General features: G+C 33.3%; 9 protein-coding genes. All 9 read left to right on the plus strand.

The window, feature by feature from the left end; genetic code table 11:
* Nucleotides 1–197 precede the first annotated feature (197 nt).
* The 9 genes from CPHY_RS09725 to CPHY_RS09765 all read left to right on the plus strand — a co-directional run bounded on the left by CPHY_RS09725 (nt 198) and on the right by CPHY_RS09765 (nt 17,333).
* Nucleotides 198–1,511, plus strand: a complete 1,314-nt coding sequence (locus CPHY_RS09725; RefSeq protein ID WP_012199902.1) for an extracellular solute-binding protein — start codon at nt 198–200, stop codon at nt 1,509–1,511.
* Nucleotides 1,512–1,838: 327 nt separating this feature from the next.
* Nucleotides 1,839–3,227, plus strand: a complete 1,389-nt coding sequence (locus tag CPHY_RS09730) for a carbohydrate ABC transporter permease (RefSeq protein ID WP_012199903.1) — start codon at nt 1,839–1,841, stop codon at nt 3,225–3,227.
* A gap of 431 nt (nt 3,228–3,658) precedes the next feature.
* Nucleotides 3,659–4,507 carry a sugar ABC transporter permease gene (locus tag CPHY_RS22445; protein ID WP_334290443.1) on the plus strand — a complete coding sequence of 283 codons (849 nt, stop codon included), beginning with the start codon at nt 3,659–3,661 and terminating at the stop codon, nt 4,505–4,507.
* A gap of 95 nt (nt 4,508–4,602) precedes the next feature.
* Complete coding sequence (locus CPHY_RS20795; RefSeq protein WP_012199905.1) at nt 4,603–8,835, plus strand: right-handed parallel beta-helix repeat-containing protein; 4,233 nt, start codon at nt 4,603–4,605, stop codon at nt 8,833–8,835.
* A gap of 263 nt (nt 8,836–9,098) precedes the next feature.
* Nucleotides 9,099–10,154, plus strand: coding sequence for a LacI family DNA-binding transcriptional regulator (locus CPHY_RS09745; protein WP_012199906.1), 1,056 nt, complete (start codon nt 9,099–9,101; stop codon nt 10,152–10,154).
* 117 nt (nt 10,155–10,271) lie between these two features.
* On the plus strand, nt 10,272–11,228 hold the full coding sequence (locus CPHY_RS09750) for a tRNA dihydrouridine synthase (protein ID WP_012199907.1): 957 nt from the start codon (nt 10,272–10,274) through the stop codon (nt 11,226–11,228).
* A 112-nt stretch (nt 11,229–11,340) separates the two neighbouring features.
* Nucleotides 11,341–11,949: a hypothetical protein gene (locus CPHY_RS09755; protein ID WP_049762343.1), complete on the plus strand. Its 609-nt coding sequence runs from the start codon at nt 11,341–11,343 to the stop codon at nt 11,947–11,949.
* A 642-nt stretch (nt 11,950–12,591) separates the two neighbouring features.
* A complete protein-coding gene (locus CPHY_RS09760) occupies nt 12,592–14,499 on the plus strand; it encodes a peptidoglycan-binding protein (RefSeq protein WP_012199909.1) in 1,908 nt (635 codons plus the stop codon).
* A gap of 221 nt (nt 14,500–14,720) precedes the next feature.
* Entirely contained in the window at nt 14,721–17,333 is a 2,613-nt protein-coding gene (locus CPHY_RS09765; RefSeq protein ID WP_012199910.1) for a restriction endonuclease subunit S domain-containing protein, read from the plus strand.
* Nucleotides 17,334–17,622 lie beyond the last annotated feature (289 nt).

Raw genomic sequence — 17,622 nt, forward strand, 5'->3', positions numbered from 1 at the left:
TAAATTAATACATAACCGGATTGTTTTTATCAATGTGGTTAACCGATTAACAATGTATGATTATTGAAAAGAGTACATTGCTAATCATTTCATTAAGGAATCTAAATTGATTTAACAATCACTAGAGAAGAAAATTGGTTAACAAAAAGTTTTTATAATTAAATATTATGTTATAATTATTATGAGGAGGTAGTTTTATGAAGAATTACAAAAAGGTATTATCCGTAATCATGACGTTAGCATTGACTGTTTCAATGGCTACTGGCTGTGGTAAGAAAGATAATACGACCGATGCTGGGGTTACACAAACTCCAAAAAGTGCAACAGAAAACGGCAGCAAAGATAAGGCTTCGGACAAAGTTGAAGTACAGGATATTACACTCAAAGTTTGGGCACCAGAAGAAGAGCAAGAAGTAACCACAGACATGTGTAATTTGTTTGCAGAAAATCATCCAGAGTACAAAATTACATTCGACATCGGTATTATGAGTGTAGCGGACTCTATTGATGCAATTAAGAAAGATGCTGATGTTGCAGCGGATGTATTTGCTTATCCATCCGGTGGTGTTCCAGAGTTAGTGGAAGCGGGCCTTATTCTACCTATCACTGTAGATGCTGATACTATCAAAAATATTCACGGTGAAGCATCGATTAAGAGCTGTACTTTAAATGGATTATTATATGGTATTCCAGAATCTCCAAATTCATGGTTTATGTACTATGATAAGAGCAAGTATACAGAAGATGATGTAACTTCTCTTGAAAAGATGATGGCAAAGGATTTAGGAGACGGCGTAAAGAATTTTTCCTGTGATATCGACAATAGTTGGTATATGTCAGCTTTCTTCTATGCAAATGGTGGTACCTTATATGGAGAAAATGGAGATGACCCAACTCAGTGTTCTTGGAATGATGAGAAAGGTGTTAAAGTTGGAACATATTTAATTAATCTAGTAAATAATCCAAAATACATAGATGATCAAGATGGACTTGCTGGTTCTTTAATGAAAGAAGGCAAATTGGGTGCTCTTTGTTCTGGAACATGGGCAGCAGCAGATCTACAGGCTGGTTTAGGAGATAATTATGCAGCTTGCAAACTTCCTACCATTAATATTGATGGAACTGATTATCAATTAAGTAACTTTGCCGATTTTAGAGCATTAGGTGTAAATGCTGTTACGAAAGCTCCTAAAGCAGCACAACAATTAGCAGCTTGGTTAGGTGGAGAAGAGTGTCAATTAATGCGTTTTGAAAGAGTAAATTCAACTGCACCTACTGTAAAATCTTTAGTAGAAAATGAAACAGTAGCAGCAAATGTTGCAGTAGCAGCATTATCTAATCAAACAAATTATTCCACACCAAACCCATCAACTTCTAAGTTAAATGATTACTGGACTCCAGCAGCAGCGTTTGGTGCAGGAATTGTAAATGGTGATATCAAAGAAGCTAATTTACAACAGAGCTTAGATTCAATGGTGGAAGGTTTTATTGCAACCTTGGTTAAACAGTAATTCTTTGACTAGAAAAAGTACACTTTGCAAACTTATCCTTGCTAAGAGTAAAAAGTTTTTTGCCTATCTAATCGGAACACAAAACTTTAGCTATACATAAGACTTACTTTTGGTAAGGAAAAAATAATTGAACTTAGAGGGCTGTTGCAAGACATGATAGATCGTCTAGTCTTTTCTTAAAATTGTCTCGTTTCTTATGAGAATGAGTACAATAAGAGGAAAATAGATTTGCAACAGCCCTACATACGTAAAAGCATAATAAAGATGTTACATTTAAGAATGTTTGATTAAAATTGGGATTACAGAAAGCTGGTAGGAGGGATGGTAATGAAGAATAAAAAAGGAAATCCGATTCTTCGGTTACTTCATAAATTCAAGTGGATAGGCAGGGCGTTTCGTCAGGGTGATGCATTAACTAGACTTTCTTATGTAATAATGGGCCTTTCTAACATTGGAAGAGGACAGATAGTAAAAGGACTCCTATATATGCTCCTGGAAATTAGTTTTATCTTCTACATGTTAGTATTTGGTATACATAATTTTATAGGATTAGGTACATTAGGAACAAAAAAACAAGAAATGGTCTATAACGAGGCGGAAGGAATCTTTCAAACCATACGTGGAGATAACTCAATGTTAATGTTATTGGCTGGAGTTACAACCTTATTTGTTATTTTGTTTTTCATAATTGTTTGGGTGACAAACGTAAGATCAGCTATTAAGGTACAACAGTTAAAAGAAAATAGAAAGAAAATACCAAGCTTTTTTAGTGATGTAAAGTCATTATTTGATTCCAACATTCACAAGTTATTATTAGCAATACCGATCTTTGGTTTAGTGTTATTTACTGTGGTTCCTCTTGTTTATATGATTTTAATGGCATTTACGAATTATGACATCAACCATCAACCACCGGGAAATTTATTTACTTGGATAGGATTAGAGAATTTTAGATTGATGCTGTTGTCAAAAGATACGATTGCTAAAACATTTTGGCCAGTATTGGGATGGACCATGATTTGGGCATTTTTTGCTACATTTTCCTGTTATTTTGGAGGTTTATTGTTAGCAATATTAATTAACTCAAAAGGTATTCGTGGTAAAGGCTTTTGGAGAACAATATTTGTAGTCACTATAGCAGTCCCTTCCTTTGTATCTCTTTTGATTATCCGTGTTATGCTTGCACCGCATGGCGCTTTAAATATATTACTTGAAGAACTAGGTTTCATTACAGCAAAGTTACCTTTCTTTACGAATGCGGCCTGGGCAAGGGTTACGGTTATCATAGTTAACCTATGGGTAGGTATACCTCATACGATGTTAATTACAACAGGAATTCTTACCAATATTCCTGCTGATTTATATGAAAGTGCAAAGATAGATGGTGCCGGTCCTGTAAAGACATTTGTAAAAATAACAATGCCCTACATGTTATTTATTACAACACCTTATCTGATAACTAATTTTATCGCTAACATCAATAACTTTAATGCTATTTATTTCTTAACAGAAGGTGGACCTGCGACCCTTGATTACTTTAAAGGTGCTGGAAAAACAGATTTACTTGTAACGTGGCTGTTTAAGTTAACGGTCGATAGTAAGGATTATTGTTATGCTGCAACGATAGGTATTATGATCTTTATAATATCTGCAACGCTATCCTTAATTGTTTACAGAAGAACAGGTGCCTATAAGAATGAGGAGGGATTCCAATAATGAGTAAAAATTTAGTTGGTCTTAATGTAAAATCATTAAAGAAGATACCGGTAGTTGGCTTATTATTAATGATCTCTATCTTACTTCCTTTTATTGAAATACCAAGCGAGGGAATCAAGGTATCCGGAATTAAAATATTATTGGAAGCAATTAATCGATTTGACCATGGTAATTCCTTTGTTATATTATGTACTTTATTACTGATTGGTGTTTCCTATCTATGTATGTTAATAACAAGTGTCTTATTATCGCTGAAACCATCTAAAACAAGTGTTAAATTTTCAATATTTACATATATCTATAGTTTTACAAGTTCTGTTATCTTATTGTTTACTGTAACAAAAGTTATAAATTCATCTGGTATTTTATCTGTTAAGTTCTTAGTTAAGTACTTAAGTTTTGGTTATTGGATTCTGTTTTTAGGAAGTTTAATTGGATTGGCACTATCCTTACGTGCAGCAAAGATAAATCCAGGATATATTGTTTTGATTATCTTATCAATTGTATGGTTATTCCCAATCGTTTGGATTGTTATGACTTCTTTTCGTGGTGAGTCTGGGTCCTATACTTCTTACTTCCTGCCAAAGGAACTTACATTTAAGAACTATATTGTCTTGCTAACAGATAGCAGTAAATTCCCATATCTAAGATGGTTTGGTAATACCTTATTGGTTTCTGTATGCTCCTGTGTGTTAACTACATTTATTGTACTATCTACAGCGTTTACCTTATCTAGAATCAGATTCTCTGGACGTAAGTTATTCATGAATGTTGTATTGATACTTGGTATGTTTCCGGGATTTATGTCAATGATTGCCGTTTATTATATCTTAAAAGGTATGCAACTAACACAGTCATTAATTGCGTTGATCTTAGTATATTCAGGTGGTGCAGCTATGACCTACTATATAGCGAAGGGATTCTTTGATACGATTCCCAAAGCACTAGATGAAGCAGCTTGTATTGATGGAGCTACGAAGTGGCAGGTATTTACGAAGATTACAATTCCAATATCAAAACCAATTATTATTTACACAGTGCTGATTTCTTTTATTTCACCATGGACTGACTATATCTTTGCTAAAGTAATCATGGGTGATGATTATAAGAATTATACAGTTGCTCTTGGGCTATTTACAATGTTATCAAGAGAGAATATTGATAAGTGGTATACAAGGTTTGCAGCAGGTGCTGTATTGATTTCAATTCCAATTGCATTATTATTTATTTTATTACAGAAGTACTATGTGGAAGGACTCTCTGGATCAGTAAAAGGATAAGAATTTAGATACAATTGAAGAGCTTTCCAAGATGCCTAGCATTTTTGGGTAAGCTCTTTTTCAATTTATTAAGGAAGACAAGAACGGGAGGAACTATGAGAAGCAAGAAAAGGTCATGGATAGCGATATTACTGATTTGCTGTTTGATATGTGGCATGATACCAAAAGTTGTCTTTGCGGAAAATAATATTTTTTACATAAAAAACAATTATACTGATGGTGCTTATCTCTATGAAGTAGAAGGAATTCTTTGTTATGGGATACCTATGGAGGGCGATCAAAGTTTTCAATGGGAGATTGTAAAAAAAGAAGGATTTACCTTAATTCAAAATGTGAAAACTGGAAACTGTGTCACCTTGCAGGGACATCGCACAAAAGAGGTAGAAGGGTACTGGAGTGACCCTGTGTTCTGCCAAAAATTTGAAGAGGGTAACGATACTTTTTACTGGGATATTTTAGAGGGAGAAGGACAAAATATTGTTTCTGACAGTAAAATCTATCAAAGTTATGGTCTTCATTTGGAAGGTGTAACAGATGGTAAGGTTAGAAGTCAGTTTATTGATGCTGATCAACTTACCTGGGGAAATATGAAGTGGGATATCATACCTATGAACAGGGTTTCCTTTCAATTTGCTACAAATGCAGGGGTTTGTATTCAAAATACTAGTAATGAAAAATATCTTACAGTGAAAGAAGGAGTTATGACCTACGATATTCCAACAGGAGCGGATGATTCCTATATATGGATTCTAGAGCAAAAGGGTGAGAATATCAGAATCAAGAATAAGCTAACAGGGGATTATATTAAAATAGAGAGTGGATTATCAAATCACAAAGAAGATAAAACAATCACATGTAATAAATTAGTACAAGAGGATCGTAGCTTTGAGTGGCAGATTAAGCTTGCAAGTTCAGTTAAAATTTGGCCCGCAATGGAAGAATATAAGGGATATGTGCTTACTGTCGGTGAAGAAGATAATGGAATGTTATTATGTAAGAATAGGAAATCAAGCGTAGATGAGAATGCTTCTTTGACCGAATGGAATGTAGTTGCAGCTTCTGAGGTTGGTGATGTGGCTGGAGCATTCCGCTTACCAGAAGGCGTCTATAACCTAAAGAATAGTTATTACTCCCTTTATATGATGGAGGAGGATGGAAAAGCTGTTTACGGGAATGTGGATATTACAGATAAAAGGGCGCAGTGGAGAATCCTTTATCAACCAGCGGAAAATAAGACAGCACTTAGGAATGAGGCAACTGGTCATTATTTCTATGTAGTGGAAGAATCAGGAGAGTTAAAAGCGACAGAGAAAGAAGTTTATGCATGGAATCTGTTAAGGAATAAGAATTCTTTATATCCTGACGCTGTTATTCTTGGGGATTCGAATCATCAGGACCGTTATCTTCACATGGAGAGTCTTAGTGGGTTTATTGAGAATAGCAATCGTGTACAGCCTTCCTGGGGAACCCCTCACTGGATACCAATACTGGTAGATTCTAAGGTGACGACTAAGGAGATAGAGGAATTTACTGCACCGGATAATTTTATTAGAATACAAAGCGTAGAATTAAAAAATAACTATTTATATGAAAATAATGCTGGTGCTTTTCTATATGGTGAGTATAAAAAAGAAGATGGTAGAAGCCATTGGCAATTGATTAAGGATGAAAAAAGCGGTGCATATCTCATACAAAATCGTGAAACTGAGCATATCCTAATGAATAAGGGAAATGGAATTCTTCGAGTTGTAGAAAAAGAAGAAAATCTACCGGAAGGAGCATTATGGGATATCGTAGAAAAGGAAGATAGTATCTTAATACATAATACCTTCTCTGATAGAGCGGAGTATCAACAACCATATCTTAATCTGAAAAAACAAAATGGCAGCGTTCAATCAAGTCTTGTTTCTAACGAAGATAAATCGTGTTGGTTTTTGATTGAAATAGCGCCGGAAAAAGGGGAGCAGGTAATGAGCGAGGAAGAACTTTCGGTTTCCCTGGAATCTTATCTCGATACGAATCTATACCAATTAGAAGCTGAGGATAATGGGATAACTTTAGACGGAGTATTTCAAAAAGAATGTTATAAGGATAGCAACTTCTTTATTAAGGTAGATACAAAAGAATATCTATACTATAAAGATGGATGGAAGTTAGAAACAATCATAGATAAGGACAAAAATCTTTACCAATGGACGGAACTAACTGCTCAGGGGGAAACAATGTTTGAAAATGAAAAGCAAAAAGTAAAAGTTATGAAAATCACATCAGATGCTAAGTATGAGCAAGAGAGTATCTACTTATCAGAAGTAGGACAAAGTTTTACTGTATATGCAAAGGAACAAGGAACCTATCAATGCAAATTAGGAAATACGAAGAATAATGATAATGTAGAGGTCTTAGTAAATGGTATTAAAGCTATTGAAATAAAATTATTAAAAGGGAAAGCATTTGAGCTAAAACTTAACAAAGGAATTAATACAATAACATTTCCTTCTGTGTCGGATATTGATTCATTAACGATAAGGGACAGTATAAATAAAGAAGTAAGAGGAGCAACCGCCACATATCGAACTATTGAGGCAGAAGATTGTATTACTACTGGAACTGTACTTGAGAAAGATAGAACCTATCATGAGATACAGAGTGAAGCTTCAGGCCGAAGTGCTGTAATCCTTGATGGAACTGGACAATACCTAAAAGTGGAGCTAAAAGTTCCGGCAAATTCTATTGTTCTTCGCTATTGTATTCCAGATAGTACAGATGGAAAAGGTCTTAAGGCTCCATTAAATCTATATATTGATGGTGAAAAAAATCGCTCTATTGAACTAACCTCAAAGTATAGTTGGTCTTACGGTACTTACCCATGGACGAATGTGCCAGCAGATGGTGCACCACATCATTTCTTTGATGAAGTTAGAGTAATGCTTGATAAAACCTATCCAGCAGGAACGGTACTAAAGTTCCAAAAAGATGCAGCTTGTCAGGCAGCGTATTATATCATTGATTTTGTTGAATTAGAAGAAGTAGCATCACCGCATGAGCAACCTGAGAATTCGCTATCAATCACTGATTTTGGAGCAATACCGAATGATGGTGTTGATGATACGATTGCATTCTTAGATTGTCTAAAAGAAGCAATCAAACAAAAGAAGGAAGTGTGGATACCTGCTGGAGAATTTATTCTTAATTCACCTTCAAAGGATTTTGACGCTGGAGATCAGGCAGAGAAGAACCGAGGCATCGTTCTCACAGAAGACAATGTTGTTATACGTGGTGCTGGTATGTGGCATTCGGTACTTCGTGGTGAATATGCAGCATTTTTTATCAAAGCAAATAACATCAGTTTCTATGATTTTTCCATGATTGGAAATGCGACTGCTAGAAGAGATGCAATCGATCCTTCCGGTATTGAGACAGATTATAATACGAAAAATATGAAAAATCTAACAATACAGAATGTATGGATTGAACATTATAAAACTGGGATATGGACACATAATCTAAGTGATTTGCATGTGGTTGGATGCCGTATCCGAAATACTTATGCGGATGGAATGAACTTAAGAAGAGGAACCTCAAATTCTATTATCGAGCAATGTGATGTTCGTTATACTGGTGATGATGCGATAGCGCAGTGGTCATCTGATTATAGTGACACGAATAACAAGATTAGATATAATACAGTTTCCTTACCATGGTTAGCGAATAACATTGCATTATATGGTGGAACTGACATCGAGATAACGAATAATCTATTAAAAGATACAGTAACAAATGGCGCAGGAATTAATATTAGTACGAATTTTAATCCAGTACCTTTTGCTGGTTCAATAAAAATAGCGAATAATACTCTGCTTCGTTGTGGAAGTGAAGATCATAATACGAAACAGGCAAATGGTGCTATTTGGTTTAATACCGTAAATGGTAATGATAATAATGCTATTGTGATTCTCAGTGGTAATAAGATTATGAATAGCACTTGCCAGGCAGTTAACTTTTACAATAACGGAACCGTTTCTAATGTAACAATGGAGAACAATTATATCGATGGCTGTGAATACTCTGGAATTGAAATTGGAAATGTGGCTAAAGGTAATCTAACCTTAAAGAATAACGTTATAAAGAATATGATGCTTGATCGTATAGTAAATAGTTCAAAAGGTAAATTTACCATTATAGAAGATAATACAAAGCCTGTAGAGTCTTTAAAATCGGTGAAGGAATCTCATTTACTACAATGGGCTCTCTTAGGTATTATAGTTGGTTTTATTGGAATTCTAGGAATTACTAAGAGTAAAAGAAAAATAAGTAAGGATAAATTATAATTTAGTTCATTACATCAGCTATAACTTATATCTTAATTAGATAATTGCATAACCAATAAGTAACATAACCAATAAGTAACATAATCAATAAGTGGATCAGAGAAGCAAGAAAAATACGATACCCCAAGTGGGAAAATTCCAATCTCACTTGGGAGCGTAATTCTTGCTTTTTTCTTTATCAAACTACACTTGACGGAATAGTTGTAATTATTTACAATAACAGGGAAAGAAATGTTTTATTATATATGTAGAGGAAGATGGAGATGGAGAAAAAGATAACGATACGTGATGTCGCAAAGTATGCAGGAGTTTCTGTTGCATCTGTTTCATATGCATTAAATGGTATCGATAAAATAACACCTGAAACTAAGAAGAAAATAATGGATGCAATTGAGAAATTGGAATACCGCCCAAGCTTAACAGCACGTTGTTTATCAAATGGAGACTCAAAATTAATTGGTGTTACGTTGCCAATTACAGAGGAGGGAGATATTCCTGGCGTTTTATTAAACAATCCATTCTTCGGCGAGTTCATCAGTGGTGTTGAATATGTTATACGTAAGGAAGGATATGATATCTTATTTTCTGGTGTAGAAACCAATCAACAGTACAAAGATTGGATACAGCGTAGGAGATTAGATGCTATCATTATGCTAGGTGTATATCCACATAGTCTTTTTAATGAAATAAAGCAACTAGGTATACCAATCGCGCTGACAGATGCCTATGAAGATTATGCAAAAGAATTCCATAGAGTTATGTTAGAAGACAAAAAAGGTGGCTACTTAGCAACGAAACATTTGCTAGAGATGGGGCATAGAAAAATTGCTTTTGTCACTGGTAGTATCGAACGAAGCCCTTTAAATAAGGAGAGATATGAGGGATATTTAGAAGCATTAAGAGAATATGGAATAGATGCTAAGAAGGAATATTATATCGAAGAACATGTTGACTTTGAAGGTGGTTATAGAGCAGGAAATGAGTTAGTAAACAGAAATATTGATGTTACTGCTATTTTTGCGGTAGCAGATATTATGGCAATTGGCATGATGAAAGCATTTCGTGAACATAAAAAAGAGATTCCAGAGGATTATTCAATCATAGGTTTCGATGATATTAAGTTTGGCAGTTATGTGTCTCCGGCATTATCAACGATAAAACAGGATATTGTGAAAAAAGGAATGCTTTCTGCTAAAATGGTATTAGATGCACTAGAAAATAAGTCAAAACATTATGAGACAATTGTACTTAAACCTGAATTAGTAGTTAGAGACTCAGTTAAAAAGATAAACGTTAATATAGATGAAATAATAAGATAAAATATAATGAGCCAATATTTAAAGATTAGTTTTTTGTGTCTAAATTACAAGAAAAGATCAAAAAGAAAAGTAACAACCAAAAAAGCAACATATTCATATAGATAAGGAGTTTTACAGATGAAGTTTTATTTTGCACCAATGGAGGGAGTGACCGGTTATATTTATCGTAACATCCATCACTCATATTTTCCTAATGTGGATAAGTATTTTACTCCATTTATTGTAGCTAATCAAAGTAATAGTTTTAAGACAAGAGAATTACAGGATATTAAACCAGAACATAATCAAGGAATGTATGTAGTTCCGCAAATATTGACAAATAATGCTCAAGATTTTATTCAGACTTCAAGGAAGATAGCAGAGTTTGGATATGACGAGATTAATTTAAATCTTGGTTGTCCATCTGGAACAGTAGTCGCAAAAGGAAAAGGTTCCGGATTTTTAGTGATGAAAGATGAGTTGAATCGTTTTCTAGAAGAAGTATTTCAGGCTAGTGTAACTAAAATCTCGATTAAGACTAGAATTGGACGTGATAATCCAGAAGAGTTCCATGATTTGATGTCAATCTTTAACCAATATCCACTGGAGGAGTTAATCATACATCCAAGAATTCAAAAAGACATGTATAAGAATACTCCGAATCTACCAGTGTTTGCGGAAGGATTACTTCTAAGCAAACATGAGGTTTGTTATAACGGGGACATTTTTACTGTGGATGATTATAAAAATTTTATCGCTAATTTTCCACAAGTGAAGGCAGTCATGCTTGGAAGAGGAATTATTGCAAACCCAGCTATCATTCAAGAAATAACTTTAGGAAAAGGTTTGGATAAGAGTATTTTAAAAGAGTTTCATAGTCGACTCGTAATAGATTACCAGCGGATTTTATCAGGAGACCGTGATGTGTTGTTTAAGATGAAAGAAGTATGGCATTACTGGTCTTTTATATTTACAAATTCTGAGAAGTATATAAAGAAGATTAGAAAAGCACAACGAATATCAGATTATGTACTAGCGGTTGAAAACTTATTCTACGAACAAGAGATTAAAAAAGATGCGGGTTACAATTCTTAATTCTACGTTTCAAATCTTTATATAAAAGGTTGTTGCTAAGATTTATTCTAAAAGAAACAATTATTTTATATAGCATATGCTAAATAGAAGGAATAAATAAAGGAAAATTATGATGGATTTCTCGGAAGACTTTTGTTATCGTGAAAAAGACCTTTACAATACAAAAGAATTTAAAGAATGTGATTATTCGAAACCAAGGGAACAACAAATGACTGGAGAAGGAAGTAAAGAAGCTGGATTAGAGGCGATTTACGGTACGATAACCAGTGTTGATACTATTTACTCTCGGACAAAAAAAGAATGTATTGAATATTATGATATTGAAGTGAATGCTAAATTTAATGGTATAGTTCATTTTATTCTTAGTGCAAATACTTTTTTTGTAGACTGCTTTTATGGTGTTAAAGGTGTAAAGGTAGTTGGTTTTTTCGATCCTTCGTTACCGATTCCTCTGATTTATCCTCCCCGCTATCAAATTAGAGTAATTGCACTAGACTTACCTAGTCGTTTTGTGAAAGCTGATTTTTTTGATTGCTTATTAGTTAGTCAAGACAATCAATTAGAACTTGAGATAACAAATAATGCGTATATTATAAATGAAGATAAAGGAACACCATATTGCGGAAATATTTCAAATAAATATATGGTCGCTTTATATAGTAGCTCGACAAAAAGCATTCCCGCAAAAACGCAGCCTAATGTCATTATTGTTCTTCGTTAATTCATGATTGAGTGTAATTTAAATTAAGTTGACGGACAACAGGAGTGAATTATATCTATTCTTATTGTGGATATACTGGTGGTTTGGTTGTTCTTTAAGATAGCGAAGGAAAACAGGTACTAACTCCTATCGCTCATAGTAATTAAATGAAATATTTATAACAAGGGAAAGTTTGCGAAGATACTTTTTCTTGTTTTTATAAGAGATAATAAGATTTATAAAAATATGATGACTCATATTATTAAATCTATGTTATCTCTTTTATTATATCAATAGTTTACAGAAACATTACAAAAAAGAGAGTGTTATTCCTAAGTACACAAAAAGTAATTATTTGTAACAATTTGTTTTCTGTTTTTTCATCTTTGTAACTATCGTATTAAATAAATTTAACAAATCTATTAAAAGAACTTTTCATGTTGGAATAAATATGGTATAATAGTATTGTCAAACTACAATTTTTATTGTATAATAAAAAAATCAAAAGAAAAGTTAACAATTTCGTCATAATTAATACATAATTTTGTAGTATAATTGAAACAGTATAGAAACAAAAATACAGAATTTAATATTTTCGAAATTTTAATAAAAAAAATACAAGTTAGGATAAGGCTTTATAAAGTCGGGAAAGGAACTGAACTCATGCTACCATTAATGAGAAAAAACAAGTTACGAATTGCTATCGTGGGCGCAGTAGTTGGTTTAGGAGCGGCAGTAGCTATTCCAAATAGTGTAGCGAAAGATTATGCGCAGGAAGTAAATGCAAGAGCGATGGTTGCTCAGCAACTTAGTTACGATGATATTTCACCTGGTTTAATAAATGTAAGTCCAGTAAATCTTGAAAATAATAAGGTTACATTTTCGTTAAATAACTCAGGAGAAAAAGATACTTCTTCTTCAAAGTTAGAGGATAATAAAAAGCCTCAAAATCAAGAGAATCAAAAGAAAGACGTTAATTCATCAAACGTGGTTAACCCAGAAGATAATAGTGATAAAGTAGACCCATCTAAAGTAGTTTCTAATGATGCAGATGATCAAACCGAAGAGTTATCTGGTGATAAATGTGTAGATGACTATACAACTGTAATGTCTGTAGATGATTCATTAGACACTCCAGAGAAGGAAGAAGTACCTGTAGTTGATGAAGAACCAGCTCCTAAATTTTATGATATTGGTGTAAGACATAGCACTGTAATGGAAATTCAACAAAGATTAATGGATCTTGGCTTTATGGAAGATGCAGAACCAACTGACTATTATGGTTCAATCACTGCGGAAGCAGTAAAAATGTTTCAGAGACAATCCGATTTAAAACAAGATGGAATCTTAGGGCCAGATACTTTTGAGATGTTATTATCTGACAATGCGAAGCATTATGCTGCTAAGTTAGGTATGGATGGTGCAGATATTAAGCGTATCCAACAGCGTCTCTATGAAATGGGCTATCTAGCTACTGCTGATATGGTAACAGGACATTTTGGTGATGTAACTGAAAGTGCTGTAAAGAAAATGCAGGAAAATAATGGACTAGGTGTAGATGGTAAAGTTGGTAAAATGACTGTGGACTTGCTCTATAGTGAAGAAGCTAAACCTAATCTTATAGCATATGGAGAACAATCAGATATCGTATTAGCTGCGCAGAAGAGATTAAAAGAACTTGGTTATTTAACCACTACTCCAGATGGTAAGTATGGTAATGATACATCAGTTGCAGTAAAGCAGTTCCAATCTAGAAATGACCTTGTAGTGGATGGTTTCTTAGGACCTTCAACAAGAGAGGTATTAAAGAGCTCTAGTGCAGTTCCAAACGGAGTAATGTTAGGTGATAGTGGTGATGCCGTTAAGCGTATTCAAGAGTTATTAAATAAATACGGATATCTTTCTTCTGCTAATATGACTGGATATTTTGGTGAAGTTACAGAAGATGCAGTAAAGAGTTTCCAAAAGAACAATGGTTTATCTGCAGACGGTAATGTTGGTGTTATGACCATGACAAAGTTAACAAGTTCTGATGTTGTGAAAGCGAGTTCTACATCTGGTGGAAGTAGTAATTCTGGAAGTTCCAATAGCAACAGCGGTTCTTCTAACTCTAGTAACTCGGGTAACTCAAGTAACTCAAGTAACTCAAGTAATACTTCTTCAAACAATAGCTCCTCTAACAATAACTCTAATAGTGGAGCAGTTAGTGGAAGCGTAAGTGAATTAATCCGTGTCGCTAAATCTAAAGTTGGTACTCCTTATATTTTAGGTGCAAAAGGGCCGAATGCATTTGATTGCTCTGGTTTTATTTATTGGTGCTTAAATCAAGTTGGAGTTAAACAGAGTTATTTAACATCAAGTGGTTGGAGAAGTGTTGGTAAATATAAGATGATAACAAGTTTATCTAATGTACAAGCCGGTGATATCATCGTTGTAAGAGGACATGTTGGTATTGCAGCTGGTAATGGTACAGTTATAGATGCTTCTTCTTCCAGTGGTAGAATTGTTTATCGTGATTTAAATTCTTGGTGGAGTAGTCGTTTTATTGTAGCATGGCGTATTTTTGATTAATTAGAATAAAAATGATAAGCAGCAAAGAGAGAAATCTATCAAATTTCTAACTTTGCTGTTTTTTATTGTATCTAAAAATATTTCATAATCTATCCTGATACCCATATATTATAAATAGCTAGTACGTAAGTAGTTGGGTTATCGTACACAGTGAATTGTTTTACAATTGACTGTGTACGATATATTGTAACTGCGGCCCAAAGTTTGCAGGCTGGAAAGGCATGGTTATTGGTATGAATTTAGAAAAGCAAGTATTAGAATTTTTAAATAATAGCCTTAATTGGTACCTTTCCACTACGCCATGTCTTTTCCAAAATGATATTGATAGAATAAATATTAATGAATTAGCAATATTCGAAGTAGAAAGTATATTAGAAGTTACGGATGCTGAGAGAATGAGATCCATTGAAAATATATTGAATTCTTTACCAACGAATGAAACGAATTTTTTTTATATAATTCATGGTTCAAAAGGAATAATCAAATTCTATTATGGAATAGCTCCTAATTTCGAATGTCGATTGGATGAGGAGTGTATAAGAAGAAATATAGACTTCAGCGCTGAAGTATTGTTTACTTCATTAACTGGAAATTTAGAAGACAGTACAATAATTCCAATTAATCAGGAAGGAATTACAAACTTAATAGAGGAAATTGATTGTTTTAGATATAATGCTATGGTCGAGGGAACACCTGGAGTTTTAGATGCCACTAACTTGAATTTAGGTATTGATCGAATCGAGACCATAATGAATGATGATGATTTTGTTTATCTAGTAATAGCACATCGTTTCACATTACAAGAGATTGCATGTATTATTCAACAAATTGAGGAAATCGATAATCTATTATCAATAATAACAGATGAAATTATTACGAGAGAGTGTGTTGATAGTAATTCTGCCACCTCTTCCAATAATTTAACAAACCTTGCTTCGAATACAGATACCTACACAAGGACAGATCAAATACAATCTGGTATACCCGTGATTGGTGAAAATACAGGGGGTGAAATTACTGGAGGTGAAGAAATCATTGAAGAGAACAATGAGGTAGAAGAAGTGGTTGATACAAAGAATGAGGTAGGAGAAGTGTCTGCTACAGATACGATAAAGCTTGAAAGTAACGCGAAGGCAAAAGCATTGCAGGGTGCAATTAGTAATTCATTAACTAATACAAGTACTAAGACTAAAGCTGAAACAATAACCATAAGAGATGTCTTTGGTAATATGAGTGCTAGAGAGTGGAGACTATATATACAAGATGTATTATTTCCAAGACTTAATTTTGCATTAGGAAGCTCATTATATCGTTACAGTTCCGTTTTAAAAACAAATAATAAAGCAGTTTTGAAAAAGTTAGAATCGATAATTCAATCAATTTATTCTGGAAGTTCTGGTAACAATGTTCCTATTAAGTTTACGAATATCGATCAAAATGAATGTGCATTGGATGCATTTCAAAACTTTCAGTTTTTAACTTACTTTAAGTATCAAAACTGTAAATGCAGAAAATTTTCTTGTGAAGAGATAAAAGCACGAAGTGTATTTTCTCAAGTTTTAAACTGTGATTTAGCGTTCGGTGGAAATATAGTTTCAAGCGGAGAATTAGGGATAATGGTATCTCTACCAAATGATCTGGCAAAGATAGATCCTTCTTGTGAGTATCGATTGACCGATTGTTATGAGGATGGTTATTTAGATGCTCATAATGTTCTTTTAGGCCATTATGTAAAGAGCGGGCAGATTATGATGATGCAAAAAATCATATTAACTAAGAAGTTATTAACTCATAACATATATCTAACCGGTTCTTATCAAGATATCAATGATAGGTTATTATACCGTATCCTGGAAGAGAGTAGTTATTCCTATCTAATAGTGAACACATGGAGAAACTATCAACAAAAGAGAGTATATGAAAGTATTCCTATTTATGATGGATTGGGTAATGAAACAGGAATATTCCCTATTAACTTGTTTCAATTTTACGAAGGCAATCAGATACAGACACAGATAGATTTTTTAAAACTTTGTTTTCAATCGGTAATACCATTATCAGATATTCTATTGAGCATCGTTGAAAAAGGATGCTATGAATGCTATGCAGATTACGGTTGGGATATTGACACCAGTACCAACTCATGGTTTTGTGAGGAATCTTTCTTAGATACAGTACATGCTTTTCCTATATTAAGTGATTTAATTGAGAAGGTAAAAGTTCTGATTCGCAATGAAATCACAGATTCTAGTATCAGAGACGAATGTAATATGGAACTTAGAACAAAGCTTGAGGTGTTATTATTAGGAAAAAAGTCAAGTATCTTTAACGTTCATCAAAGTGCTAATTTTATGACTATATTAGAGCAAAAATCATATCTCAGTCTTACATCATTATACAATTCTTTAGAGAAAGAATATTACCTTGTCTTACTAATGCAAAAGTTATATCAGGTCTCAAAGAAATTGAAAGAAAGAGAAGAAGAATTTCATTTTCTTACCGCTTGGAATAGTCTGCATGAATTATTTCCTAATCAAAATATCTTATCCAATAAACGTGTGGAATTTTTTGAACATTATATAGAACAAGCATCTGATGTTGGACTTAGTTATTACTTATATGATTCTACTCCTAGCAAATTATCTAAAGATATTCTTAAACAAATTCCTACGATAATAAGTGGACGCCTAACTAAAATAGATGACTTAGACAGTATAGACAGTCGTATAAAATTAAATAAGGATCAGAAGAAAAAAATAATAGAATTAGATCCAACGCGCGTATTGTTTTCTTTTAATGATGATTCTATGGTTTATGAATGTGAGAGTTTTTGACTATTTTTCTATTTATTGAGAAAAGTTCGCAAAGCTTGCTTTTCTTGTATTATGTATTTTATTATAAAGATAAAATTATCTAAACCTCAATATTTAAAGCAATATAAATATTTCAAGCAATGTAAATATTTAAAACTTTTCCTATTTTAATGTTTCAAATCTATATTAAACTGTCATTATAGTTTGATTTATTGCTACATCTAGAAGGATTGCTAGTTCAAAATATAAGTTCAAAATATATATTCTGGATTTTATAAAATACATGAAAACATTGTAAATAATATACATA

The organism is Lachnoclostridium phytofermentans ISDg (assembly GCF_000018685.1).
Classification (GTDB): Bacteria; Bacillota; Clostridia; order Lachnospirales; family Lachnospiraceae; genus Lachnoclostridium; species Lachnoclostridium phytofermentans.